At 71.2% G+C, this 24996-nt stretch carries 20 protein-coding genes and 2 pseudogenes; 10 read left to right on the top strand and 12 right to left on the bottom strand.

The window, feature by feature from the left end; all coding sequences use genetic code 11:
* Positions 1-46: 46 nt before the first annotated feature.
* From OG199_RS17000 to OG199_RS17010, 3 genes are read left to right on the top strand one after another with little or no spacing between them, the layout of a single operon-like run.
* Positions 47-1615, top strand: a complete 1569-nt coding sequence (locus OG199_RS17000) for an MFS transporter (protein WP_405830133.1) — start codon at positions 47-49, stop codon at positions 1613-1615.
* A complete protein-coding gene (locus tag OG199_RS17005; RefSeq protein ID WP_405830134.1) occupies positions 1612-2256 on the top strand; it encodes a TetR/AcrR family transcriptional regulator in 645 nt (214 codons plus the stop codon). Before OG199_RS17000 ends, OG199_RS17005 begins: the two co-directional genes overlap by 4 nt.
* A 12-nt stretch (positions 2257-2268) precedes the next feature.
* Positions 2269-3003 (top strand): Mut7-C RNAse domain-containing protein, encoded by a 735-nt coding sequence (locus OG199_RS17010; protein ID WP_405830135.1) that lies wholly within the window; start codon positions 2269-2271, stop codon positions 3001-3003.
* Between the two features lie 15 nt (positions 3004-3018).
* On the opposite strand, the gene OG199_RS17015 is transcribed toward OG199_RS17010, so the two are convergent.
* The 6 genes from OG199_RS17015 to OG199_RS17040 form a co-directional block, all read right to left on the bottom strand.
* Positions 3019-3949 (bottom strand): IS5 family transposase gene (locus OG199_RS17015; RefSeq protein ID WP_405830136.1). Its coding sequence is split into 2 segments (ribosomal slippage): positions 3019-3586 and positions 3585-3949, totalling 933 coding nucleotides; the frame shifts between segments, so codons are not numbered across the junction.
* A 136-nt stretch (positions 3950-4085) separates the two neighbouring features.
* Positions 4086-6350, bottom strand: a complete 2265-nt coding sequence (locus OG199_RS17020; RefSeq protein WP_405834569.1) for a galactose oxidase-like domain-containing protein — start codon at positions 6348-6350, stop codon at positions 4086-4088.
* A 143-nt stretch (positions 6351-6493) separates the two neighbouring features.
* Complete coding sequence (locus tag OG199_RS17025) at positions 6494-7711, bottom strand: glycosyltransferase (protein WP_405830138.1); 1218 nt, start codon at positions 7709-7711, stop codon at positions 6494-6496.
* The gene (locus OG199_RS17030) at positions 7708-9366 is read right to left on the bottom strand and encodes an ArnT family glycosyltransferase (RefSeq protein WP_405830140.1); all 1659 of its coding nucleotides are present in this window, start codon (positions 9364-9366) and stop codon (positions 7708-7710) included. The genes OG199_RS17025 and OG199_RS17030 overlap by 4 nt, the downstream gene beginning before the upstream one ends.
* A 232-nt stretch (positions 9367-9598) precedes the next feature.
* The gene (locus OG199_RS17035) at positions 9599-10852 is read right to left on the bottom strand and encodes a glycosyltransferase (protein ID WP_356806130.1); all 1254 of its coding nucleotides are present in this window, start codon (positions 10850-10852) and stop codon (positions 9599-9601) included.
* Between the two features lie 192 nt (positions 10853-11044).
* Positions 11045-13069 carry a thioredoxin domain-containing protein gene (locus tag OG199_RS17040; protein WP_356806128.1) on the bottom strand — a complete coding sequence of 675 codons (2025 nt, stop codon included), beginning with the start codon at positions 13067-13069 and terminating at the stop codon, positions 11045-11047.
* 209 nt (positions 13070-13278) lie between these two features.
* On the opposite strand from OG199_RS17040, the pseudogene OG199_RS17045 reads away from it, so the two are divergent.
* Both OG199_RS17045 and OG199_RS17050 read left to right on the top strand, forming a co-directional pair.
* Positions 13279-13492: pseudogene (locus OG199_RS17045) on the top strand (Uma2 family endonuclease); the annotation flags it as partial.
* Between the two features lie 145 nt (positions 13493-13637).
* A pseudogene (locus tag OG199_RS17050) lies at positions 13638-16828 on the top strand (NB-ARC domain-containing protein).
* A gap of 111 nt (positions 16829-16939) precedes the next feature.
* Here the strand turns inward: OG199_RS17050 and OG199_RS17055 are convergent.
* From OG199_RS17055 to mca, 3 genes are all read right to left on the bottom strand, one after another.
* On the bottom strand, positions 16940-17167 hold the full coding sequence (locus OG199_RS17055) for a hypothetical protein (RefSeq protein ID WP_405830142.1): 228 nt from the start codon (positions 17165-17167) through the stop codon (positions 16940-16942).
* 258 nt (positions 17168-17425) lie between these two features.
* The gene (locus tag OG199_RS17060; RefSeq protein WP_405830144.1) at positions 17426-17686 is read right to left on the bottom strand and encodes a hypothetical protein; all 261 of its coding nucleotides are present in this window, start codon (positions 17684-17686) and stop codon (positions 17426-17428) included.
* Positions 17679-18539 (bottom strand): mycothiol conjugate amidase Mca, encoded by an 861-nt coding sequence (mca, locus tag OG199_RS17065; protein ID WP_405834571.1) that lies wholly within the window; start codon positions 18537-18539, stop codon positions 17679-17681. Before mca ends, OG199_RS17060 begins: the two co-directional genes overlap by 8 nt.
* Before the next feature lie 202 nt (positions 18540-18741).
* Here mca and OG199_RS17070 point away from each other — a divergent pair, with 202 nt between their 5' ends.
* On the top strand, positions 18742-19140 hold the full coding sequence (locus OG199_RS17070; RefSeq protein WP_401799279.1) for a DUF4307 domain-containing protein: 399 nt from the start codon (positions 18742-18744) through the stop codon (positions 19138-19140).
* A 178-nt stretch (positions 19141-19318) separates the two neighbouring features.
* Positions 19319-19816, top strand: coding sequence for a transcription elongation factor GreA (greA, locus tag OG199_RS17075; protein WP_266701069.1), 498 nt, complete (start codon positions 19319-19321; stop codon positions 19814-19816).
* 138 nt (positions 19817-19954) lie between these two features.
* Here greA and OG199_RS17080 read toward each other — a convergent pair whose 3' ends face one another.
* From OG199_RS17080 to ilvA, 3 genes are all read right to left on the bottom strand, one after another.
* Positions 19955-20806, bottom strand: a complete 852-nt coding sequence (locus OG199_RS17080; RefSeq protein ID WP_356807612.1) for an ABC transporter permease — start codon at positions 20804-20806, stop codon at positions 19955-19957.
* Complete coding sequence (locus OG199_RS17085; protein ID WP_405830146.1) at positions 20803-21813, bottom strand: ATP-binding cassette domain-containing protein; 1011 nt, start codon at positions 21811-21813, stop codon at positions 20803-20805. Before OG199_RS17085 ends, OG199_RS17080 begins: the two co-directional genes overlap by 4 nt.
* Before the next feature lie 224 nt (positions 21814-22037).
* The gene (gene ilvA / locus OG199_RS17090) at positions 22038-23267 is read right to left on the bottom strand and encodes a threonine ammonia-lyase (RefSeq protein WP_405830147.1); all 1230 of its coding nucleotides are present in this window, start codon (positions 23265-23267) and stop codon (positions 22038-22040) included.
* A 170-nt stretch (positions 23268-23437) separates the two neighbouring features.
* Here ilvA and OG199_RS17095 point away from each other — a divergent pair, with 170 nt between their 5' ends.
* The 3 genes from OG199_RS17095 to OG199_RS17105 all read left to right on the top strand — a co-directional run bounded on the left by OG199_RS17095 (position 23438) and on the right by OG199_RS17105 (position 24978).
* Positions 23438-23935: a MarR family winged helix-turn-helix transcriptional regulator gene (locus OG199_RS17095; protein WP_401800051.1), complete on the top strand. Its 498-nt coding sequence runs from the start codon at positions 23438-23440 to the stop codon at positions 23933-23935.
* Positions 23936-24235: 300 nt separating this feature from the next.
* A complete protein-coding gene (locus OG199_RS17100; RefSeq protein WP_356807614.1) occupies positions 24236-24733 on the top strand; it encodes a sigma factor-like helix-turn-helix DNA-binding protein in 498 nt (165 codons plus the stop codon).
* The gene (locus OG199_RS17105; protein ID WP_266701064.1) at positions 24730-24978 is read left to right on the top strand and encodes a hypothetical protein; all 249 of its coding nucleotides are present in this window, start codon (positions 24730-24732) and stop codon (positions 24976-24978) included. The genes OG199_RS17100 and OG199_RS17105 overlap by 4 nt, the downstream gene beginning before the upstream one ends.
* Positions 24979-24996: the final 18 nt, after the last annotated feature.

The raw sequence follows: 24996 nt of genomic DNA on the forward strand, positions 1-24996 counted from the left end.
CGCACCCCATTGACAGTAACCATCTTTTGAGAGCTACTCTCATTTCATGGTGACTCTCACTCAGCACGACGCCGTGGGGCGCGACCCCCGCCGCTGGTGGGCCCTGGGGGCCCTGGTCGCGAGCATGCTCGTGCTCGGCTTCGACATGACGATCCTCAACGTGGCGCTGCCGACGATGGCCCGTGACCTGGACGCGAGCACGGGCGAACAACAGTGGATGGCGGATGCCTACGTCGTCGTCTTCGCCGCGCTGATGCTCCCGGCCGGCCTGCTGGGCGACCGCTTCGGACGGCGCCGGATGCTCATCACCGGCCTCGGCATCTTCCTGGCCGGCTCCCTGGTGGGCGCGCTGGTCGACGACGTCACCCCGCTGATCGTCGCCCGCGCGCTGATGGGAGTCGGCGGCGCGCTCGTGATGCCGCTCGCGATGGCCGTCCTGCCGTCGCTGTTCGGACCCGAAGAACGCACCAAGGCCGTCGGCGCGGTCTCCGCCGCCTCCGCGCTGGGCCTGCCGCTCGGCCCGATCCTCGGCGGCTGGCTGCTCGACCACTTCTGGTGGGGCTCGGTCTTCCTGGTCAACGTGCCCATGGCCGCGATCGGCATCGCCGCCTGCGTCTTCCTGCTCCCCGAGACCCGCGATCCGGCCTCGCCCAAGGTCGACATCGTCTCCACGGCGCTCACCGCGGCCGGCCTCAGCGTCCTCATCTACGCGATCATCGAGGCCCCGGACCGCGGCTGGGGCGATCCGCTGATCCTCGGCCTCCTCGCGGCCTCCCTCGCCCTGATCGCGCTGCTCGTCGTCCGCGAGCGCCGCAGCCCCCGCCCGATGCTCGACCTCTCCCTGCTCGCCCGGCGCGGCTTCCTGCTCAACACGCTCGCGGCGACCCTCGTGATGTTCGTGCTGTCCGGGCTGATGTTCGTGCTGCCGCAGTATCTGCAGGCGGTGCTCGGACACGACGCGTTCGCCACCGGAGTGCGGATGCTGCCGATGATGGGCGGACTGCTGATCGCCTCCAGGGGCGCCCAGCCGCTGCTGGCCAGGTTCGGGCCGCGGGCGGTGATCAGCGGGGGCCTCGTCACCCTCGCCTTCGCCGCGGTCCTCGGCAGCCGGACGTCCGTCGACGACGGGTACGGCTTCACCGCCCTGTGGCTGTCGATCGCCGGACTCGGCTTCGGCTTCGCCGTGGTGCCCGCGATGTCCGCCGCCCTCGGCGCACTGCCCCGCGACCGCGCCGGCAGCGGCTCGGGACTCCTCATGACCGTGCGCCAGGTGGGCAGCGCGATCGGTGTCGCACTGCTCGGCTCCCTGCTGGCGAGCACGTACGGCGACCGGCTCGACACCTCCGGTCTGCCGCACGCGGCCGCGGACACCGCCGCGGACTCGGTGGTCGGCGCCCACGTGGTCGCGGCACGGCTCGGCGACCACGCGCTCGCCGCCTCCGCGAACGCCTCCTACATTCACGGCATGGACCTGGTCCTGCTGGTCAGCGGGATCGCGGCATTCGTCACCGCGCTGCTCGCCGCGGCACTGCTGCCCCAGCCCGAGCCGGCCCCCGCCCCCGCCGCCGAGGAGGACACCGGCATGGCTCCGACGCCCGCCGATGCCCGACAATGAACGTCATGGCCGCCACCGCACACAGCTCCCCTCCCGCCCCGGGCACCCAGCCGGGGCTCAGGGAGCGGAAGAAGATGAAGACCCGGATCGCGATCCGTGAGGCGACGTACCGGCTGATCCAGGAGCAGGGGTACGACGCGACGACCGTCGAGCAGATCGCGGAGGCGGCCGAGGTCTCCCCGTCCACGGTCTTCCGCTACTTTCCCGCCAAGGAGGACATCGTCCTCACGGACGAGTACGACGCACTCCTGGAGGAGGAGCTGCGCGCACGGCCCGCGGACGAGCCGTGGTTCGAATCCCTGCGGTACGTGCTGAGGAAGGCCATCGGCCTCGGGAACTCCGAGGAGCCCGAGGTGACCCGGCTGCGGACCCGGCTGATGGTCGAGATCCCCGCGGTCCGCTCCCGGATGATGGAGAGCATGTCCGTCACCGGCCGCCTGCTGTGCCGGGCGATCGGGGAACGCGTCGGCCGGGATCCCGACAGCCTCGAAGTGCGCGTCTTCGCGATGTCGCTGATCGGAGGTCTGCTGGAGACCTCGCTCTACTGGGCCGAGGGCGGCCATCGGGAGGACTTCGCCGACGTCGTCGACCGTGCGGTGGACGTCCTGGAACACGGCCTGCCGGTGGCCAAGGGCTCGTGACATCCTGACCGGGTGAACGGACCGGAGATCCTCGTCGCCTTCGCCCCGGAGCTGGGCCTGTTCGTGCCGCACGCACGGCGTTCCGGCGCCACCGCCGTCACCACCGACGGCTCCTCCACCCTCGGCCACGTCGTCGAATCGCTCGGCGTCCCGCTGACCGAGGTCGGCGCCCTGGTCGTGGACGGCCGGGAGGTCCCGGTGTCGCACGTCCCGGCGGCCGGCGAGTCCGTACACGTACGACCCGTCGAGCGCCCGCAGCGGGTGCCCGGCGCCCCGCTCCGCTTCCTCCTCGACGTCCACCTCGGCACCCTCGCCCGCCGCCTGCGCCTCCTCGGCGTCGACGTGGCCTACGAGTCCACGGACATCGGCGACCCCGCCCTCGCCACCCGCTCCGCGGCCGAGCGGCGCGTCATGCTCAGCCGCGACCGGGGGCTGCTGCGCCGCCGCGAGCTGTGGGCGGGCGCGTTCGTCTACAGCACCCGGCCCGACGACCAACTCCGGGACGTCCTGGGCCGGTTCGCACCCGAGCTGAAGCCCTGGACGCGCTGCACCGCCTGCAACGGCCTGCTCCGGGAAGCCGCCAAGGAGCAGGTCGCCGGCCAGCTGGAGAGCGGCACCGAGCGGTCGTACGACGTGTTCGCGCAGTGCCGGGAGTGCGGGCGCGCCTACTGGAGGGGCGCGCACCACGAGAGCCTGGAGGCCATCGTGGGGCGCGCCCTCGCCGAGTTCGGGCCGGTCGAGAGCTAGGCGCTGTTTCTCGGATCATGTGCGGAGCCAGATGATGAGTGCTGCGACGGTGACGGTGCCGAGGTAGGTGTAGGCCCGTTTCTCGTAGCGTGTGGCGACCGCGCGGAAGCCCTTGAGACGGTTGATGGCTCGCTCAACGGTGTTGCGTTTCTTGTAGCGTTCGCGGTCGAATCCGGTGGGCCGACCGCCTTGGGAACCGCGGTTGCGTCGGTGTCTGCGCTGGTCGAGTCGTTCGGGGATGGTGTGCGAGATGCCGCGTCGTCGCAGGTAGCGGCGGTTCTCGCGGGATGTGTAGGCCTTGTCGGCCAGGACATGGTCGGGCCGGCTGCGAGGCCGGCCGACCCCGCTGCGGGGTACCGACACCTGCTCCAGGACGGGCTGCAGTTGGGGGCCGTCACCGAAGTGTCCAGGTGTCAGGAGAACGGTGAGCGGTCGGCATCGCCCGTCCGCTGCGAGGTGGATCTTGGTGGTGAAGCCGCCCCGGGAACGTCCCAGGCACTCGCCGACCTGACCACCTCCTCCAGCCGGACGGCCAGTTTCCGAAGCACCGGATCGCCCTGATTCGTCCGCGGAAGGGCCCCCTTTGAGCAGCCGCGGTGGGCGGTGCCTTCCGCGCGCCGGCGGCGTGCTGGTGAGCTCGCACCGCCGTGGAGTCGACGGACACGTCCCAGTCGATGTGGCCCGCGGCGTCCTCGGCGGCCTGCACCTTCGACAGCAGCATGTGCCAGGTCCCGTCCGCCGACCAGCGGCGATGACGTTTGTAGACCGTCTCCCACGGTCCGAACCGCTCGGGCAGATCCCGCCACTGCACCCCCGTGCGGACCCGGTACAGCACCCCGTTGATCACCCGCCGGTGATCACTCCACCGGCCCCCACGCGCACCACCGCGAGGTAAGAACGACTCCAGCCGGTCCCACTCCGCATTCGTCAGGTCTCCGCGTCCCATGGAGCCAGCCTGCCCCCAACACCCCGTTCACGGAGGGAGATCCGAGAAACAGCGCCTAGGGCGTGTTGCGGCACCAGGGCGTGTGGCGAACGTCCCGTCGTCCGCCCGGAGGCAGGCGGGACTTCCGCCACACGCCCTAGCCGCGCTTCACGTCCTTGGCGCCGCAGGCCACCCCGTCCCGGTTCGGGTCGAGGCCCAGCGGGTCGTCCTTGCCGTTGACCTCGAGGCGGCCGTAGTCGTTGGCCTTCAGCCACGCGCAGCGCGGGGCCGTCGCCTTTCCGACGCCGGCCGGGAAGACCGTCGGCACACAGACGTTGACGCTGCCATAGTGCCGGTCGCAGCCGGAGATCGTGGTGCTGACCTTCTGCGAACTCCGCTTCCTGCCGCCCTTGGTGACCGTGCCCTCCAGGGAGTCGGCGAAGGAGTGGACGTGCGCCGAGGCGGTGTCCGTGGCCAGCGCGGACGGGCCCTGCAGATGCACCCACTTGGCGACCGACGGGACCCCGTTGGCGTCGACCGCGAAGAGCATGTACCACCCAGGCGGCGCCAAGTCGGGGTTGCTGGTGACGTTCAGGTCGACGTTGTCGCCGTCCACGCTCAGCGGCAGGTCCACGAACCGCTGGTTGGGGTCGGACGAGTGCGTCACCGCGGCGGGCCGGATCAGCTCCGCCTTCACGACGGGCCGGTCGACCGTGATGCGCTGGGTGTCCCCGTACACCCACTCGTTGTCGATCACCGAGGTGATCGCCGGGCGGGGTCCCTTGAGCAGATAGGGCGGCGTGTAGAGGGACACGTTGTGGTTCCAGGTGCCGTTGCCCGGGTTGTCGCCGGTGGCCATGACACGGCCGTCGGGCAGCAGGAACGCGGACGAGTGGTAGCCGCGCGCCTCGGGATCGGCGGCCACCGGGGCGAAGGTGGAGGAGGCCGGGTCGTAGATCGACGCCTCGTAGACGGGATTGGCACGGTTGTGCAGACCGCCGCCCGTCTCCAGCACCTTGCCGTCGGGCAGCAGGACGGCGGAGACGTACATCTTGCCCTGACCCCCCGTCTCCGGGACCTTGCCGTTGCCGAGGTCGACGGTGCCCTGCGGGATCTGCGGACCCGCCGTGTACACCGGGTTCGCGGCCTTGAGGTCGATGACGTCGGTGAGCCGGCCCGCCTCCGGGTTGGAGTCGATGTTGCCGCCGCCGAGCGTGAGGACCTTCTGGTCCTGGGCCGGGGGCAGCAGCACACTCGCGGACTGGTCGCGCTCGTCCTTGTTCCGCAGCCCCGGGACCGCCGTCACCGTGTTCGCGTCGTAGTCGTAGATCGCCGACCCGGTACCCGGGGTCCCGTTGCCGAAGACATGACTGCCCGAGTAGAAGAGCCGCCCGTCCTGCATCAGGATCATCGACGGGTACAGACCCCAGTACGACCAGGTCTGGTTGACCTGCCACAGCGGCAGCCACTGCTGCTGCTGCGCCGACCAGCGCTCGGCGGTCACCGAACCGGTGGAGTCCTCGCGCAGTCCGCCGAACGACACGACGTCACCGTTGCCGAGCTCGGTGGCCGAGGGATACCAGTGGCCGTCGTTCAGGTCGTTCGTCCTGCCGTACGTCTCGGTGACGGGGTCGAAGACGTACGACTCCTTGTACCCCTCGTAACCGTGCCCGCCCGCGACCGGGAACGCCTTGTTGCCGCTCATCACCAGCACCCGCCCGTCGGCCAGCTGGACGTGCCCCGAGCAGAACATGTCCTTCGGCGTCGGGATCACCTTGTACGTGCCGTTCACCGGGTCGTAGACCGCGCTGGTGAACGTGCCCGCGTCGAAGTTCTCCTCACTGTTGCCCGACCCGGCGATCAGCAGCACCTTGCCGTTGTTGAGGACGACCGAGTGCATGGAGCGCACCGGGTTCTGGGTCGGGAGCACGTCCCAGCGGCCGCCCGCGCACTGGTCGGCGGTACCGGTGCAGGTGGCCGGCGGGATCGGGTCGACGACCTGCTCCATCGTGTAGTCGTCGGTGGTCGCCGAGCCGGTGCCGTACACCGAGACACCCCAGGTGATCCGGTCGGTACCGGCCGGGACGGCGGGCGTACGCACGCTCGCCGAGGTCCAGGCGGCCGCCAGGTCCAGGGTCTTGAGGTCGGTCCAGTACTGCCAGCCCGCCGTCGTGTCGTGCCGGAAGAGAGTGATCGAGGCATCGGGAGTCGTCGTCCTGTACCAGAGGCCCAGGTCGTACTGCCTGCCCGCGGCGACCACCGGCGCGCAGGCCGCGGACTCCGTGATCAGCGCCTTGCGGTCGCCGTCCACCCGCCGGGTCAGGCTGACCTTCATGGCCTTGGAGCCGGAGTGGGATCCGCTCACCGTGGCGAACGTGAAGTCGTTGTCGCCCCACCCGGACTTCTCCCAGCAGGACGGCATGCCGTCCGTACCGGCGGTCTCGAAGCCCGGATTGGTGACGAGGTTCGCGGCCGAGGCGGACTGCGGCGAGACGAGCAACAGTCCGGCGGCCAGACCCGCCACGGCCAGGAGTGAGGTGCTGCGTCGTGGTCGGACCAGGAATTTCACACCGCTCTCCTTGCTGTGCGGTCGCGGTCGCGGCTCCCGTCCGCGGCCGCACGGCTGCGGCGCGGCAGGTAGACCAGCGCCTCGGTGCCGGCGAAGCGCAGGACGAAGGTCGTCACCAGGGCCAGGGCGGTGGCGGACAGCGCGCCCATGGCGAAGTGGTGGACGAACAGGGCGATCAGGGGGATGCGCAGCACCAGGTCGGCGTTGGCCAGCAGGGCGAAGCGGCCCATGCGGTCCCAGCGGTTGCGGTGCCTGCGGCGTTCGCGGAACAGCAGGTGCTCGATGAGCAGGAAGTTCCAGGCGACGCCGAACTGGTTGGCGAGGATCTCCGCCGGCAGGTAGTGCAGGCCGGTGGCGGTGAGCGCGTACAGGCCGAGCAGGTTGGGCAGGAAGCCGGTGGCGCCGATCAGCCCGAAGACGACCATCCGGGCGACCGGTGAGGCGGTGCGCAGCCCGGCCAGGTGGCGCAGGAAACGGAAGCCCTCCCGCGCGGTCGACTTGGACTCGCCGGCGAACCGGTCCTGGAAGACGAAGGGCACCTCGGTGACCCGGCGGGGGCGGCTGCGCACGGCGAGTTCGAGCAGGATCTTGTAGCCGAGCGGCTGGAGGATGTCGGCGGTGACCACGCTGCGGCGAATCGCGAAGAAGCCGCTCATCGGGTCGCTGATGCCGTGCAGTCGGCGCGGGAAGAGGGTCTTGGTCAGCCAGGTCGCGCCGCGTGAGACGGCGATGCGGTAGCCGCCGGCGAGTCCCGCGCGGCTGCCGCCCTTGACATAGCGGCTGGCGACGACGAGACCGGCGCCGGACCGCTCCCCCGATGCCACCAACTCCGGTACCAGGGACGGCGGATGCTGCAGGTCGCCGTCCATGACGACGATCCAGTCGGAGGTCGCCGCCCTCAGTCCCTCGACGACCGCGCCGCCGAGGCCGCCGGTGGGCTGTTCGCGGTGCAGCACGCTCACCGGGAACGGGCAGTCCTGCGCGACCCGGGCGATCACCTCGGGGGTCTCGTCGGTGGAGTCGTCCACGAAGACCACCTCGCAGGGCAGCCGGGCCGGTACCGACTCGGTGATCCGGCGCAGCAGTTCGGGGACGTTGCCGGCCTCGTTGAAGGTCGGTACGACGATGGTGACCGCACCCGGTTCGGGAACCTCCGCCGCTGCCGCCGCCGGATCGCCCAGCTCACCGGGGACCGTGCTCTCGAAGCTGCTCATCGACTGCCTCCGGTGCTCGACGTGGTGGTGCTCGCGGTGATCCGCCGGATCTCGATGCGGTCCTCGCCCCTGCCGAAGGTGGCGACCGGCGTGGAGTGCTCGATGGCCGCCCTGACGTGGGGCAGGTCCACCGCGTCGCGCCGCACGGTCGGGGAGGCGACGACGTAGTCGATGTCCTTCCAGCCGCCCGGCATCGTCCTGGTCACCGCGGGGTCGAGGTCCGCCTTGTAGAACCAGATGACCCCGAGGCCGGGCCGGTAACCGTCGTGCGCCAGGTCCAGCCAGAGCGCGTCGTCCACCAGGACCCGGGTGCCCGCCGGGTCCGGCACCTCGGTCCTCAGCCAGGAAGCAGCCGCCCGGTAGGGGGCGTTGGCGTCGGTGGTGACGGCGGTGTGGTCGCCGTCGTACCAGCGCGGCAGGACGAACCCGGCGGCCACCGCCACGAGGGCGGCCGCCGTCACCCGCCGTCCCCAGGTGAGGACGGGTTTCTCCGCGGTCTCGCGCCGCCGGCGCAGTACCGCGTGGAGCACGCTCGCGGTGCCGCCGGCGAGCACCAGCGCGAGGAACGGCAGCGCCTGGATGACGTACATCGCGGGCAGGTAGCCGCTCGGGCGCAGCGCCACCAAGGCCAGGATCGCGACGGTGAGCGCGGGTCCGGCCAGGGCGCGGGCGGTGACCGACCAGCGCCAGGTGACCAGGAGGAGCAGGGCTCCGGCGAGGCCGCCGAGCGGCAGTACGCGGTCGTAGTAGAGCCAGGAGTGCAGTACGCCGTACGAGCCGGAGCCGGGGTCGAGGACGAAGCCGGAGCCCGGGCGGCTCATCTGGTACGTGATGCCGTCCCAGAGCGAGACATGGCCCGCGCCGGGGAAGAGCTCCCCCTTGAGCAGGGCGAAGAGCGGATACGCGAGGCCGATCAGCGCGCAGGCGGTGACGGCTCCGGTGAGCGCGAACTTCCGGGTGTCACGGTGGCCGTGCCGCCACAGGGTGACCAGCAGGGCGGGGAGGACGACGAGCATCGTCTCCTTGGTGAGCACGGCGGCCGCGGCGGCGATGCCCGCCCCGAAGTGGTGCCACAGGTGACGGTTCGGGGACGCGGCGAGGCAGAACGCGAGCAGAGTCCACATGACCGCGATGTTGTCGAGGAAGATCTCGCGCTGGAGCACGACCGACAGCGGCGAGAGACCGAAGAGGACCATGGCGAGCCCGGCCGCCCAGCGCGGCAGCGAGAGACGGCGCGCGAGGACGTACAGGAGCACGGCGCTGACGGCGCTGACCGCGAGCATCGTCACCCGCATCGGGCCGACCGTCATCAGCGAGGGACTGAGGTGCGCGGGGATCCAGGTCAGGGCGGCTATCTGGATCCAGCCGAGGGGCGGGTGGTCGTACCAGTACGTGTAGTGGGCGAGGCCCCTGCCCTGCTGTACCGCCCAGGCCTGGGCGAGATAGGTGCCCTCGTCGTCGCTGAGGGTCGGGTAGTCGGCGATGTTCCAGCCCTGCACGACGATGATCGCCAGCAGCAGCACACCGCACAGGGCGAGGTCGGCGCGCGAGGTGCGCAGCCGCCGGCGCGGCGGGAGGTCGTGGACGGTTTCGGGCGCGGAGGGCCGTTGCGCGGGGACCGTGGAAGCGGTCGCCGCGGGAAGAGTGGAGGTCACGCGGAAGGTCCTCTCGGGACTTTCGGGACGTATCGACAGGTTCAGGACGTTCGCGGGCAGGGCTCCTGGAACCACGGCATGCGGAACCGACGTCGGTCCGCCGGGCTGATCCCGGCGGGTCGCTTCGGGTCGTGGCAGGTCGCTTCGGGTCCTGGCGGGTCGTTTCAGGCTCAGGCCGATCACTTCAGGCCCCGGCGGATCGTTCCCCGGGCCTGACGGATCGCTTCAGGCCCTAGCGGGCCACTTCGGCCTCCGTGAGGTGCGCGCCGATGTGACTGGTCAACTCCCAGTCGTTCCGGCCCCTTTGCTCACGCCACACGGCTCGGACGGCCGCACCGGCGAGGAGCACCTGATAGAAGGGGCCGCCGACGACGAGCTTGAGATAGTGCACGAAGCGGACGCGGAGTCCGTACTGCTTGCCGAAGTCGTGCAGTCCCACGAGTTCGAAGACGAAGGTGACCAGGGCGGTCACGGCCGGCAGGAAGGTGATGAAGGCGATGCCGACGGGCACGTCGAGGAAGAGCGCGATGGCCACGTTGAGCGGGATGACCACACCGGAGACCGCCTGCAGATACGGCGTCATGAGCGTGTACCGGGCCAGCAACCGCTGCCAGAAGCCCGGCAGTTGCTTCCAGTCCTTCTTGCGGTAGACCTGCAGGAAGCCCTGGTTCCAGCGGGTGCGCTGCTTGAGCAGCGACATCAGGCTGCCGGGGGTCTCCTCCCGGGTGACCATGTCGGAGTCGTAGGCGACGACGACCTTCTTGCCGACGCTGGACAGGCGTACCCCCAGGTCGCAGTCCTCGGCGAGGCAGTCGGGATCCCAGCCGTCGGCCTCCCGCAGCACGTCCGTCCGGACGAACACGGTGTTTCCGCCGAGCGGAATGAATCCTTTCTGCGCGTGCAGATGGAGCCGTGAGCGGAACCAGAAGAAGTACTCCAGGCAGTTGCGCAGGCTGTACCAGCTGGAGTTGAAGTTGATGAGCTGCACCCCGCCCTGGACGACGTCCGCACCCGTCGTGCGGAACGCGTGGTCGACGTGGGCGAGCAGCTCCGGGTGCACCTGGTCCTCGGCGTCGAAGACTCCCACGACATCGCCGCGGCAGTGCGGCAGCGCCGTGTTCATGGCCTTCGGCTTGTTCTTCCGTTCGTGCTGGTCGACGACGACCCGCACACGTGCGTCACGGGCCGCGGCCTGCCGGGCGACCTCGGTGGTCTCCGGATCGTCGTGTCCGACGATGACGATGATCTCGAAGTCCGTGTGGCTCGACTCCAGCAGCCGCTGGATGGTGTGGTCGAGCACGGCCTGTTCGTGGCGGGCCGGCAGCAGCAGCGAGAAGGCGAGCCGGTCACCGCCGTCCGGTCTGCTGAAGCGGGTGGAAGCCAGCACTTCGGGCGTACGCCACGCGTGCATCTGCCACCACAGGGTGAAGGCGGCCATCCAGAAAAGGGCCAGCGAAACGGCAGCGATGAAGACAGACGTGAGCAACAGATCCCCCCAGATCCCCAAATCCCCCAGGCGCGACGGTGTGTCACATCCGCCGCGTCACCGAGCAGAGACTATGGGTGATCTGTGAAGCCCACAGGTTGTTCCGGTGAAGACCACGTTTCATCACACTCGGATGATTTGCTGAACAAATCGAACGCTCGTCGCGTTTGAGTCGGTTGGGGATCAGCCGTTTCAGCCGCTCAGAGCCGCACGAAGACGGTCGGGATCGGTCGTCGGAGCGTCACAGGTGAAGTTACGGCAGACGTACGCGGCCGGTCCCCCGTCCACCAGCGGGCGGTCGGCGAGCAGCGGCAGCTCGTCACTCTCCGCGGCACCCACGGCGACGACGGCACCCGGCGCGGTGCCCAGCAGCGCCGTCCGGTGCAGCGCCCGGGTCATGGCGTCGCCGGCCGGCCCCACGACCGCGATCTCGCGCGGCCCGTCGAGCAGCGCCTCCGCGACCGCCAGTCCCCAGCCGACGAAACGGGGAGCGCGCGGCCCGAGCGCCTTCACCACGCCCAACGCCCGCTCGGCGGCCGCGCGATGAGGCTCGGAACCGGTGTGCGCGGCGTACGACAGCAGGGCGCCGGCCGCCGCGCTCCAGCCGGAGGGCGTGGCGTTGTCGGTCGGGTCCTGGGGTCGGCGGATGAGCTGCTCCGCGTCGGCCGCGGTGTCGTACAGGCCGCCCGACTCGGGGTCGGTGAACTGTGCGAGCACGTGGTCGAGGAGGAACCCGGCGAATTCCAGCCAGACGCCTTCGCCGGTCACGGAGGCCAGCGCGAGGAAGCCCTCGGCGACGTCGGCGTAGTCCTCCAGCACCCCCGCGTTCGCGCCGGCACGGCCGTCCCGGCTGGTACGGGCCAGCCGCGCCCGGTCGTCCATGTGCAGGCGTACGAGGAGGTCGGCGGCGCCGATCGCGGCGTCCACCAGGTCGGGGCGGTCGAAGTACGCGCCGGTCTCCGCGAGCGCGGCGATCGCGAGCCCGTTCCACGCGGCGACGACCTTGTCGTCACGGCCGGGCGCCGGGCGGTCCGACCGGGCGGCGAGCAGCAGACGGCGCACACCGGCCACCTTCTCGCTGTCGAACACCCCTTCCTGCTGCGGGAGTTGCAGCACGGAGGAACCTTCCTCGAAGGTGCCCTCCGCGGTCACCCCGAAGTACTGGGCGGCGAGTTCGGCGTCGTCCCCCAGAACCTCCCGCAGTTGCTCAGGTGTCCACACGTAGTACGCGCCCTCGACGTGCCGGCCGCTCCCGTCGTCACTGTCGGCGTCCAGCGCGGAGGCGAAACCGCCCTCGGCGGTACGCAGTTCACGCACCATGAAGTCGGCGGTCTCCAGGGCGATCCGGCGTGCGAGCTCGGAGCCGGTGGCACGCCAGAGGTGCGCGTAGACACGGCAGAGCAGCGCGTTGTCGTACAGCATCTTCTCGAAGTGGGGGACCACCCACTCGCGGTCGACGGAGTACCGGGCGAACCCTCCGCCGAGCTGGTCGTAGATCCCGCCGCGCGCCATCCGCTCACAGGTGTCCCGCGCCATCTGGAGCGCGCCCTCGGAGCCGGTGCGGGCGTGATGACGGAGCAGGAACTCCACGACCATGGACGGCGGGAACTTCGGCGCCCCGCCGAAACCGCCGCGGGCTGCGTCGTACTCCCGGGTGAGGCCGAGCAGCGCACCGGCCAGCTCCTCCTCGCCGGGCACCCGGTCGTCCCCGAAGCTCATCTCGCGTCCGGCGAGGTCCCGCACGATCTTCTCGGCGACCTCGGCGACCTCGTCGCGCCGCTCGGCCCAGGCGCCGTGCACGCCCTCCAGGATCTGCCGGAAGCCGGGCATGCCGTGGCGCGGGACGGGTGGGAAGTACGTCCCGAAGTAGAAGGGCTCGGCCTCGGGCGTCAGGAAGACGGTCATGGGCCAGCCGCCCTGGCCGGTGGCCGCCTGCACGGCCTCCATGTAGACCGCGTCGACGTCCGGACGCTCCTCGCGGTCCACCTTGACGCTCACGAAGTGCTCGTTCAGATACGCGGCCGTCGTCTCGTCCTCGAAGGACTCGTGCGCCATGACGTGACACCAGTGGCATGCCGAGTAGCCGACCGACAGCAGGACGGGTACGTCACGCCGCCGCGCTTCCTCGAAAGCCTCCGGCGTCCAGGGCCACCAGTCGACCGGATTGTCAGCGTGCTGAAGGAGATAAGGCGAGGTCACACCAGCCAGCCGGTTCATGGGCCCCAGCCTCTCACAACGCCCAGCCCCGTTGGCGATGCCCGCACGGGCTCTGCCTCGCTCGGCCGAGCCGCACCGTGCGCCCTCACGTCGTGGACGACAGCGTGCCCTTCGGGGAAGGGGCAGCCCGCGACGGCGATCGGACACCCCGGCATCACAGGACAGTAGGCCGAGGCCGGCAGCGCTGGAACTGTCGAGGCTCCCCGGAGGACGCCCTGGACACCGTCGCGGGCCCGGACTGGAACGCCGGCACACGCGCGCTCCTGGTCGCCGAGGTCGTGTCGCCCGGCTCGGAGACCACCGACCGGATCGTGAAGGTGGACCAGTACCGACCCCGCCGCCAAGGCCTACGGGGACGGCGAGATGTGCACCGGCGTGATCAAGGCTGCCGCGCCCTTCTCCGTCACTGTCGACCTGGGAGCCGCCTGGCAGCGCTGGAAGTCATTCCGGCCCTGCGTTCTCCTCCGGCCCACCTGTCCGCTCTCCGGTGATCGCCGCCCTCTCGCGCTCACGCCGCCCACCAAGGACACTTGACCACAAGGGAGTTGCCGCCGGAGGGGGACGTGACATGCGGGACAGCCACCGGACGGAGGCCGAGCGGCTGTTGGCCCGGGCCGTCGAGGAGGAGGTACGGCGCTCGGGCGGACGTACGGACGGAGCCGTGCTCCTGTCCCGGGCCCGCGCCGAGCTCGACACCCTGGGCCAGGCCGCCGCCGAGGAGTACGGGGCCTACACCCGCGCCCTCGACGCGGCGGACACCGGCCGGCTGACGTTCGCACAGCGCTACGCCCGGGAGGGCGCCGGAACTCCGCTGCTGGTGGCGGCCGTTGCCGCGGTCGCCGCCTGCGCCGCGGACCTCGCGCTGGGCACCGGCGCGGGCACGGCGATCGGCGCGGGAGCGACGGTCGCGGTGGCGGCCGCGGCGGCCACGGTGCTCAAGGTGACGGCCACCCACGTGCCGGCCGCGAGCCGCCGGGCCGGAGCCCTGGGCCGGCCCGGCGGTCCCGAGCAGCTGCGGCTGCAGTGGCTGACCGCCCTGGACGTCCGCGGCATCCGCCCCTTCCTCGACCAGCAGCGGGTGGTCAGCGCCTCCGCGGGCGCCAAACAGGGTGCGCCGCAGCTGCGCCGCACGGACAAGAGCGCCGCCGCGCGCCGGCGCAGCGTGCTGGAGCAGTCGTTCGGGCAACTGCCCGAGCCGGCCGGTCCGTTCGCGGGACGCCGGACCGAGCTGGCGCGGATCGCCCAGTGGGTGCACGCGGCACGCGCCAGCACGGAGTCGAAGCCGACGGTGGTGGTGCTGCACGGCACGCCCGGCTCCGGCCGCAGCACCCTCGCGATCCGGGCGGCGCACAGCCTGCGGGACCAGTTCCGGGGCGCGTGCGTGGTCGACCTGCGCGGCGACAGCACCGAGGAGGCGCCCCTGTCCACGCGCGACGCCCTCCTCCACCTCCTCAACCGGCTCGGCGCGCCCCGCGAGCAGCTTCTCTTCCGCGAGCGTTCCTCACCGGACCAGCAGGTCAGGCGGCTCGCCGAGGCCATCTGACGGGGCTGCCGGTCACGATCGTGCTCGACGACGCCTCCGACGCCGAGCAGGTGCGCACCCTGGTCCCGGAACGCTCGGAGAGCCTCGTCCTGGTCACCGCCCGCACCGCACTCGACCTGCCCGCCGACCTCCCCGCCTGGGTGCACCAGCTCCCCGTCGAGGCACTCGACGCGGCGGGCGCCGAGGAACTGCTGAACGCCGCGGCCCAGGACGCGTCGGACCCGTACGACGCCGAGGCCTCCGACCAGGTGCGGGAGCTGTGCGGCAGCCTCCCGCTGGCGCTGCGCCTCGCGGGTTCCTCGCTCGGACCCCGCACCTCGCGCGGGCTCGCCGCCGACCTCGGGGCGTACGGTCCCGTGGAACCGGTCGAGCGGGCGCTGTGGCTGCGCTACACGGACCAGACCGACGCGGCCCGGCGGCTGCTGCGCCGGCTGGCGCTGGCCGGCCGGGCCTCGCTGGGCGCCGCGGCGGCGGCGTCCCTGCTGGCGACGGACGAACCGGAAGCCACCCGCCACCTGACGGCACTGGCACAGGCGGGCCTGATCGACCACGTCCGCGGCAGCCGCTACCGCCTGCACGACCTCGTCCGGGCCTTCGCCCAGGCGCGGCTGCTGGACGAGGAGGAACCCTCCGAGCGGACGGCGGCGCAGGAACGCCTGATCGTCAACTACGCGGAGCTGGCGGACTCGGTGATCCGGCTGGTCGACGGCAAGACGTCCACCCGGGCCGACCAGTTCGGCCCGCACGGGTTCACCTCCCTCGACGCGGCCCTGCGCTGGCTGGACGACGAGTCGAGCTTCATCACGGCGGCGCTGCGGCACGCGGAGGGCGTGGACCAGGCGGCCGTACTGCACCTTCTGGGCGCCCTGTGCGACTACTGCCTGCTGCGCGGCGACCTCTACCGCCTGGGCGAGATCAGCGAGCTGACGCAGGCGGTCGACCAGGGGCTGCTGGTCCGCTCGGTCCAGTGGCGCACCGGCATCGCGGCCCGCCAGCTCGGCGAGCTGGACAAGGCCCACACCACCCTGTCGTCCGTGGTGAACCTCTACTTCGAGGCGCACCACGACGCGGGCGCGGCCCGCGCCCTGTGCTCGCTCGGCATCACCCTCCACCACCAGGGCAACCTCACCGAGGCGGCGGCCAGGCTTCAGGAGGCCATGGATCTGCAGGTCTCCCCCGACCTCGCGGCGGACCGCGCCTGGACGATGCACGCGCTGGCCGCGGTGGAGCGCGACCGCGGCCGGATCGCCACCGCCCTGGCCCTGCTCACCGAGGCCCTCGTCCTGCACCACGAGGGCGAGTCCGTGCACGGCGAGGCCTGGGCCCACTTCCAGCTCGGCCAGCTGGGCCTGCGCATGGGCGACGTACCGCGCGCGGAGCGGGAGCTGCATGAGGCCCTCGACCTGTACGGACGTACCCGCGACGCCCGTGGCGAGGCCTGGGCCCTGACCCAGCTGGCCCGCGCCCGTCTCGTCGACGGCGACCCGTCCACCGCGGTCACGGGCCTTCGCCAGGCGGCCTCCCGGCACCGGGAGAACGAGGACGCGCGCGGGGAGGCATGGACGGTGTACTACCTGGGCCAGGCCCTGGAGGAGACCGGCGACCTGGACCGGGCGGTCCGTGAGCTGGAGCGCTCCCGCTCGATGTTCTCCCGGATGCGGGACGTCTACGGGCTCGCGTGCGCGCGCCACCACTCGGCCCGCGTCACCCGCGACCAGCGCGCCGCCCAGACCGGCTCGCTGCGCAACTCGGGCTTCGCCCGTCAGCTGCTGGTGGACGCGCGGGCCGACTTCCAGCGCATCGGCGTGGCGCACGGCGAGGCGTGGACGTGCCTGGAACTGGCGGTGGTCGACGCGGGCAACGCCCGTACGCCGCAGGCCCTCGCGCTGTGCGACGAGGCGGCCGGCCTCTTCGCCTCGTACGGCGACCGGCGGGGCGAGGACTGGGCGAGGTTCCTGAGGTGCACCCTGCTGCCGTACGCGTCCGCGGGCGGCCTGGAAGTGGGCAGCGCCGTCGCCCTGGAGGAACTGGCCCAGCTCTCCCGCTCCGGCCACCCGTCCCGCGACGGAAAGCTCGACGACTACGTCGAGGCGTACCAGCTCCTGCTGGAACGGGGGGTCGACCTGGACGCGGGATGGCAGGCCTGGCGCCTTCGGATGGTGCCCGGCCGGCATTCCCGGGAGGTCATGGGGGTGGCGGTCGGAAGCGTCCCGTAGGACCCGGGGCCGTACGCCGCTCCGCCGACCGGCGTACGGACGACGGCTTCCGGTACCCGCACACCGAGAAGCGGGCCGCTCCGGGGACGCCGGGATCGACACCGCCCAGACCTAGATCGGCGCCGCCACGCCGGGATCGGCCAGCGCGAACACCCCGAGATCGGCACCGCGTAGGCCAGCATCGGCGCCACGCACGCCGAGATCGGCCACCGCGAACACCGGGATCCTCGCCGCGCACGCCGAGATCGGCACCGCATACGCCAGGATCCGCGCCGCGTAGGCCAGCATCGGCGCCACGCACGCCGAGATCGGCACCGGATACGCCAGGAGCGGCACCACGTCCCGATCGGTGCGGCGTCCCGGTCCGCGTCCGGCACGCGGACGGTCGGCGGCCGTGTCCGTGCGACGTGGACGGCCGGGGAGCCGTGGCCGGGGGCAGCCCCGGCCATCGCCTCGTCGGGCGTCTCGCGTCCGGGTGTCACCGGTCGCGGGAGCGGCCGCACGGGTGCGTACCCCGGCCGTCCGCGACCGGCGTACGCACACCCGCTGCCGTCCCGGCGGGCCACTCGCGCCGCACGGAGCGGGCGCGCCGGGGACTCAGCCCTTCGCGGGCGAGGCCTTTCCGCCCGCCGGACCGCCGGCCCCCTTGCCGGAGGCCGCGGTGTCCTTCCCCGCGTCCTCCTCGAAGGTGACCTTGCCCAGTCGGCGGTTCATGGACTTCATCAGACCCCACACGGCCAGGGCCATCACCGCGAAGACGATGAAGCCGAGAACACCGGGGGTGACCTTGTTCTCGTCGACCTCCTTGGCGAGGGGGACGAGGTGCGTCAGTGCCAGGCTTGCGCTCATGTCAGGCATTGTCGCGGATGCCCGCAAAGAGGTCGTCCTCGGGGAGGGAGGTATCGACGAGGGACGTCGCGAGCTCGTACTCCTCGGTCGGCCAGACCTCCTTCTGGATCTCCATGGGCACCTTGAACCAGCCGCCGTCGGGGTCGATCTGGGTGGCGTGCGCGATCAGCGCCTTGTCCCGGATCTCGAAGAACTCGGCGCACGGAACGTGCGTGGTCAGCGTGCGCTCGGTGCGCTCGAACTCGTTCCAGCGCTTCAGCCAGTCCCCGTACGGCGATTCCAGGCCGCGGTCCAGCAGCGCGTTGTGCAGCGCCTCGGTGCGCGGGCGGTTGAAGCCCTGGTTGTAGTAGAGCTTCCGCGGCTGGAAGGCCGGGCCGTACTCGGACTCCGGGTACTTCTCGGTGTCCGCCGCACCGTCGAAGGCCACCATCGTGATCTTGTGGGTCATGATGTGGTCGGGGTGCGGGTAACCGCCGTTCTCGTCGTAGGTGGTGATCACCTGGGGACGGAAGGAGCGGATCTGCCTGACCAGCTCACCGGCCGCCTTGTCGACGTCCTCGAGCGCGAAACAGCCCTCGGGCAGCGGCGGCAGCGGGTCACCCTCGGGCAGGCCCGAGTCGACGAAGCCGAGCCACTCCTGCTTGACGCCGAGGATCTCGCGAGCCTCGTCCATCTCCTTCTTGCGTACCTCGTGGATGTGCTCCTCGATGTACGTGTCGCCGTGGAGCTTCGGGTTGAGGATGGAGCCGCGCTCCCCGCCCGTGCAGGTCACGACCAGCACGTCCACCCCCTCGGACACGTACTTCGCCATGGTGGCCGCGCCCTTGCTCGACTCGTCGTCGGGGTGGGCGTGCACGGCCATCAGTCGCAGCTGGTCAGTCAAGACTCAATCCTCGGTCAGTCGGCTGTCGCCTGGGTCGGCTGTCGGCGCCCGGCGTGAATCAGCGCTGTGGGCGGCTTCTATAGTGACGGAATCGGGGGGCGAATAATTCCGGGGCCCGGTCCCTGGGCCCCTTCCAGGACCTCGGCCATGCCCCGGTCCCGGCCCTGCCGAGAGGACGATCATGAGTACGGCGCGCACACAGCTGCCCGAGGGCCGGTACGGCCGCTCCGCGGACGAGCGCGCCGACCGCAAACTCAAGATCCTCGGCAGTGTTCTCGGAGTCGTCCTGCTCGCCCTGATCGGCTGGTTCGCGTACTACTACGTCGGTGAGAACAAGATCAGCGCCCAGGTGATCACCTTCGACGCCTCGGCCGACGCGGTCCAGGTGCACCTGGAGGTGCACAAGGACGCGGACGCCCACGGCTACTGCACCCTCCGCTCACAGAGCGCCGACGGCGCGGAGGTGGGCCGCGCGGACTTCCGCTTCGACCAGAACGCCTCGCGCATCGACAAGGTCGTCACGCTGCGTACGACCTCACGCGGCAGCACGGCGGAGCTGCTCGGCTGCCACGCCGACTGACATCCCCGGTCACTTCACCCGTGACACCAGTCCTGACCTGGGTTGACGTAATTCTGATGTCTTATGTCCTCCCCCTTGAGCCGCTGAATTGTTAGGCTCGTGGTTTCGCCCACCCGTGAAAGAACATGCTTCTGGGTAGGGCGATGCTTTGTATTCCCAGTACCTACGAGGAGCACCTGTGACCCAGACCAGCGAGAACGTCACCTGGCTGACCCAGGAGGCGTACAACCAGCTCAGGGCCGAGCTGGAGTACCTGTCTGGTCCCGCGCGCACGGAGATCGCCGCCAAGATCGCGGCCGCGCGCGAGGAGGGCGACCTGCGGGAGAACGGCGGGTACCACGCGGCCAAGGAAGAGCAGGGCAAGCAGGAGCTCCGTGTGCGCCAGCTGACCCAGCTCCTGGAGAAGGCCAAGGTGGGCGAGGCCCCCGCGGCGGACGGCGTGGTCGCCCCCGGCATGGTCGTCACCATCGCCTTCGACGGTGACGAGGACGACACGCTGGACTTCCTGCTCGCCTCGCGTGAGTACGCCAGCGCCGACATCGAGACGTACTCGCCGCAGTCCCCCCTGGGCTCCGGCGTGAACGGCAAGAAGGTCGGCGAGGACGCCCAGTACGAGCTGCCGAACGGCAAGCTCGCCTCGGTGAAGATCCTCAAGGCCGAGCCCTACCAGGGCTGAGCCCCCCGTCCGGGCACGGCCGAACTCCGCTCCCGGAACCTTCGCTCCGACGGTGCCCCCGGCTCACGCCGGGGGCACCGTCATGTCCGGGGTCCTGTCGCCGGGGCCCCGCTCCGCCGACTCGGCCGGGCGGCCCGGTCAGGCCGTGGCGGACCGGTACTTGCGTACCGCCAGCGTCCGGAAGACCAGGAGGATCACGACCGACCAGATCAGCGAGGCCCACACGGGGTGCTGCATGGGCCACGCGTCGGGTGTCCGGAAGCCCGGCGGAAGGTTGCCGAACAGCTCGCGGCACGCCTGCACCGTGGCGCTGAAGGGGTTCCACTCCGCGATGTGCCGCAGGAAGGACGGCATCTGATTCGCGTCCACGAACGCGTTCGAGATGAATGTCAGCGGAAACAGCCAGATCAGGCCGCCCGAGGTCGCTGCTTCGGGAGTGCGCACGGACAGGCCGATGAGCGCGCCGATCCACGAGAACGCGTACCCGAGGAGCAGGAGCAGGCCGAATCCGGCGAGTACCTTGCCGAGGTTCTCGTGCGTGCGCCAGCCGACGATCACTGCGACGACCGCGAGGACGACGAGCGTGAGCGCCGTCTGCACCAGGTCGGCGAGGGTGCGGCCGGTCAGCACCGCGCCACGCGCCATCGGCAGGGACCGGAAGCGGTCGATGAGCCCCTTGTGCATGTCGTCCGCGATGCCCGCACCGGCACCCGCCGTGGCGAACGTGACGGTCTGGGCGAAGATGCCGGCCATCAGGAACTCGCGGTAGGCCTGAGTGGTGCTGGACGAACCGATCTGGATCGAACCGCCGAACACGTAGGTGAACAGCACCACGAACATGATGGGCTGGATCAGGCCGAAAATGAGCATTTCGGGAATTCGGCCCATGCGGATCAGATTCCGGTGGGCGATGACCAGGGAGTCGCGCACGGACTGGCCGAGGACTCCCTTGGGGGCCGGCGCGGGGGCGGCGTCTGTCACGGCACTCACTTCACGGACTCCTTCTTCGCCTTGCGGCCCTTCGCGTCCGCGGCCTCGCCGTGTTCCTCCTCCTTCACCTCGGCCACATGACCGGTGAGGGAGAGGAAGACGTCGTCGAGCGTGGGCCGGCGCAGGCCGATGTCGTCGATCTCGATACCGCGCGTGTCCAGCTCCCGGATGACCTCCACGAGGAGCTTGGCACCACCGGTGACGGGGACGGTGAGCTTGCGGGTGTGCTCCTCGACGGTGCTCTCGCCCTTGCCGAAGCCGCGCAGCACCTCGGCGGCGGTCGCCAGGTGCTCGCGCTCGTGGATGACGACCTCGACGCGCTCGCCGCCGGTCCGCGCCTTCAGCTCGTCGGCGGTACCGCGGGCGATGACACGGCCGTGGTCGACCACACAGATGTTGTGCGCGAGGTGGTCGGCCTCCTCCAGGTACTGGGTGGTCAGCAGGAGCGTCGTACCGCCGGAGACGAGCTGCTTGATGACCTCCCACAGCTGCTGGCGGTTGCGCGGGTCGAGGCCCGTCGTCGGCTCGTCCATGAACATCACTGGCGGGGAGACGACCAGCGCGGCGGCCAGGTCGAGCCGGCGGCGCATGCCGCCCGAGTAGGTCTTCGCGGGGCGGTCGGCCGCGTCCGTCAGATGGAACTGGTCGAGCAGCTCGACGGCCCGGTCCTTCGCGGCCTTCGACCTCATCTGGTAGAGCCTGCCGACCATCTGGAGGTTCTCGCGGCCGGTCAGGTACTCGTCGACCGCGGCGAACTGGCCGGACAGGCCGACCCTGCGCCGTACCGCGTCGGGGTGCTTGAGCACGTCGACGCCGGCGACGACCGCCTTGCCGCTGTCGGGTCGCAGCAGGGTCGTCAGGCAGCGGACGGCGGTGGTCTTGCCCGCGCCGTTCGGCCCGAGGAGGCCCAGGACGGTGCCCTCGGGTACATCGAGGTCGACGCCGTCCAGAGCCTTTACGTCACCGAAGGTCTTGACCAGGCCTTCGGCGTAGATGGCGCCTGGCATGTGAGTTCTCCACGTCTTTGGGGATTTTCACGGTGGGTTCTTCTGCGTTCTGGTGAGTACTGGTCTGGTGGGTCGGGTGAGTGAGCCGAGCGGTCGCGCGCCTGCTCCGGCCCGCCACGGAGCGGACGGAAGGCACACCGTAACGCGATGTATCGCGTTGCTCAACAGATTTTTCCACGGGATGACGAGAGGGCCTCCGACCCGACCCGGACCTGCCAGCGGCCTCAGTCGATGACCGTGTAGCCCGCCTCGCGCAGGGCGCGGCCGACCTCGGCGCAGTGCTCCGGACCCTTCGTCTCCAGGTGCAGCTCGACCTCCACCTCCGTGAGCCCGAGCCGGGGATCGGTTCGCACGTGGCTCACGTCGAGGACGTTAGCGTCCGCCACTGACAACACCCCGAGAAGTGTGGCCAGGGCTCCCGGCCGGTCCGTCAGCCGGAGCGTGACCGCCAGGTAGCGGCCGCTCGCCGCCATGCCGTGCCGCAGGATGCGCTGCATCAGCAGCGGGTCCACGTTGCCGCCGGACAGCAGCGCGACGACCGGCCCCTCGAAGGTGTCCGGCTCCTGCAGCAGCGCCGCCACCGGGCTCGCGCCTGCCGGTTCGACGACCAGCTTCGCCCGCTCCAGACAGAGCAGCAGCGCGCTGGACAGGCTGTTCTCGGAGACCGTGCGCACCTCGTCCACGAGGTCACGGATGATCTCGAACGGCACGTCTCCCGGCCGTCCGACCCTGATGCCGTCGGCCATCGTCGCCGGGTTCGCGACCGGCACCGGCCGGCCGGCCGCCAGCGAGGGCGGGTACGCCGCGGCGCCCGCCGCCTGCACACCGACGATCCGCACATCGGGTCGGATCGACTTCACCGCGACCGCGACGCCCGCGGCCAGCCCGCCGCCGCCGATCCCGACGACGATCGTGCGCACCTCCGGGCACTGCTCCAGGATCTCCAGACCGACCGTGCCCTGGCCCGCGATGATGTCGGGGTGGTCGAAGGGGTGGATGAACACCGCTCCCGTCGCGGCCGCGTACTCCTGGGCGGCGGCCAGCGTCTCGTCGACCACCTGACCGTGCAGCCTCACCTCGGCGCCGTAGTCGCGGGTGGCCGCGACCTTCGGCAGCGGGGCCCCGGTCGGCATGAAGACCGTGGAACGCACGCCCAGCAGAGAGGACGCGAGGGCCACCCCCTGCGCGTGGTTCCCGGCGCTCGCCGCGACCACACCGGCCGCGCGCTCCTCCGGGAGAAGCCCCGCGATCCGCACGTACGCGCCCCGCAGTTTGAAGGAACCGGTGCGCTGGAGGTTCTCGCATTTGAGGTGCACCGGGGCGCCCACCAGCTGGGACAGGTACCTGCTGCCCTCCATCGCGGTCATCCGCGCCACGCCCGACAGCATCTTCTGGGCGCCTCGTACGTCGTCCGACGTCACCCTGGGCAAGGAGTCAGCGGTGCTGTAGCTCATGACCACCAGTCTCGCAGTTCACGCATGCGGGCTCCTTGTGTGACCACCCTCCGAGACTGGTTTCCGCAGCGCCGGTACGACCCGCCTCCCGGCCGCGTACCCTGTCCCCCAACCCAGCTCCCCACGCATGAATTGAGCCCCCGGCCATGCCCACAACACCAGAGATGTCGATGGACATGACGACCGTCGGTGACACCGGTCTTCTCGAAACGCTGCAGCACGAGGTCGCGGTCTTCGCGCGCCGTGCCGAACAGACCCGGCTCGGCGGGGTGGGGCAGGTGCGCAACTCCATGGACCGTGCCGCGTACCTGCTGCTCAACCGCCTCGACAAGGAGGGTCCGATGGGCGTCAAGGCGCTCGCCGCGAGCATGGGCATCGACTCCTCGACGGTCACCCGGCAGGTGGCGCCGCTGGTCGACACCGGCCTCGTCAAGCGCACCTCGCACCCGGAGGACGGGCGCGCCGTGGTGCTCCAGCTGTCGCCGCGCGGGCACGCCCGTCTCGAGGAAGTCCGCTCCTCCAGGCGTCAGTTGATGGCCGAACTGACGGACGACTGGGAGCCGCAGGAGCGCGAGGTCTTCTGCGCGCTCCTCATGCGCTTCAATGGCGCCCTCTCGGCCCGGATGACGACCACGGGAGTCGCGTCGTCGGACCGCCCGACGTCCTGACCCCGGCCCTCACCCGCCGCCTCCCCCGGGCGTCCCCTCCCCCGGCTCCCGCGCCCCGTCCCGGCCTCCGGGACTCCGCGGCCTTCCGGAGCCGCGCAGGCCACCCGGGGGGCCCGGTGCCCGCGCCACCACCGCGCGCGTGGTGCGCGCCGGGCACGCGCGCCTGATGTACGCCGGGCCCTTGACCGGAAGGCCACAACTGGCCTCATATGAGACCGGGCTCCTGTCGCACACGGTGCGGTCCGTCGTACGCGGCCGGAGTCTCGTTCCCCTCAGGGTCGCCCTCGGGCGGGAGGCGTGTTGCGAGAACGGCGTGCGTCCCAAGGTGCCCGCCGGGCCCGGGAGTTCGAGGCATTCGTCGCGGGCGCGGCAGGGCGGCTGCTGCATGCCGCCACACTGCTCACGGCGGAACCGCCGGAGGCCAACCCGCGCGCGCGGCGCCTGCTGACCCTGGCGCTGGCCCACACGTACGCCTCCTGGGACCGGCTGCGCGGCGAGGACCCGTACGACCGGGCCCGCCAGCACCTCGCCGTGCGCTACGCGCGCGGCGCCTGGCACCGGCACGGGGGCTTCGGGCGGAACCGTCCCGCTCCCGCCGGCCCCCTGGCGCGGCTGACACCCCAGGAACGACTGATCCTGGTCCTGAGGCTGTACGAGGGTGTCGCCGAGGAACAGGCGGCGGCCCTGCTCGGGCTGCCCACGGAACGTGTCAGAGCGATCTGCGCCCGCGCGACGGTGACCCTGCTCCACCCGCCGCGCGGACCGGCCCCTGCGGTGGTGGAGGTGGCACCCTCGTGACCCTGCACGAGCGCGAGACGGCCGTACGGCGGCTGCTGGAGCGAACACCGCCCAAGGTGCCGCCGGATCTCTACGCGGAGGCCGTGCGCCTGGGGAGCCACATGCTGCGCCGCAGGACGCTGGCCCGGCGCCTGACGTGGCTGCTGCTGTTCGCGGCGACCGTGGCCTTCGTCGTCTGGGCGGCGACGGCCCGGCCCTGGGTGGAGCCGCCGTCCCAGACGACTCCACCGCTGACGGGCTGGTGACGACCGCGCGGGACGGAC

Origin of the sequence: Streptomyces sp. NBC_01176, assembly GCF_045039825.1 — a bacterium.
Taxonomy (GTDB): Bacteria; Actinomycetota; Actinomycetes; order Streptomycetales; family Streptomycetaceae; genus Streptomyces.

Excerpts from the sequence above, each read along its gene's own strand:
- OG199_RS17095 (WP_401800051.1), top strand. The coding sequence starts at position 23,438 with ATGGACATGACGACCGTCGGTGACACCGGTCTTCTCGAAACGCTGCAG.
- OG199_RS17025 (WP_405830138.1), bottom strand. The coding sequence starts at position 7,711 with ATGAGCAGCTTCGAGAGCACGGTCCCCGGTGAGCTGGGCGATCCGGCG.
- OG199_RS17005 (WP_405830134.1), top strand. The coding sequence starts at position 1,612 with ATGAACGTCATGGCCGCCACCGCACACAGCTCCCCTCCCGCCCCGGGC.
- OG199_RS17060 (WP_405830144.1), bottom strand. The coding sequence starts at position 17,686 with ATGCCTGACATGAGCGCAAGCCTGGCACTGACGCACCTCGTCCCCCTC.
- OG199_RS17040 (WP_356806128.1), bottom strand. The coding sequence starts at position 13,069 with ATGAACCGGCTGGCTGGTGTGACCTCGCCTTATCTCCTTCAGCACGCT.
- OG199_RS17070 (WP_401799279.1), top strand. The coding sequence starts at position 18,742 with ATGAGTACGGCGCGCACACAGCTGCCCGAGGGCCGGTACGGCCGCTCC.
- ilvA (WP_405830147.1), bottom strand. The coding sequence starts at position 23,267 with ATGAGCTACAGCACCGCTGACTCCTTGCCCAGGGTGACGTCGGACGAC.
- mca (WP_405834571.1), bottom strand. The coding sequence starts at position 18,539 with ATGGCCGTGCACGCCCACCCCGACGACGAGTCGAGCAAGGGCGCGGCC.
- OG199_RS17000 (WP_405830133.1), top strand. The coding sequence starts at position 47 with ATGGTGACTCTCACTCAGCACGACGCCGTGGGGCGCGACCCCCGCCGC.
- OG199_RS17020 (WP_405834569.1), bottom strand. The coding sequence starts at position 6,350 with ATGCCGTCCTGCTGGGAGAAGTCCGGGTGGGGCGACAACGACTTCACG.
- OG199_RS17085 (WP_405830146.1), bottom strand. The coding sequence starts at position 21,813 with ATGCCAGGCGCCATCTACGCCGAAGGCCTGGTCAAGACCTTCGGTGAC.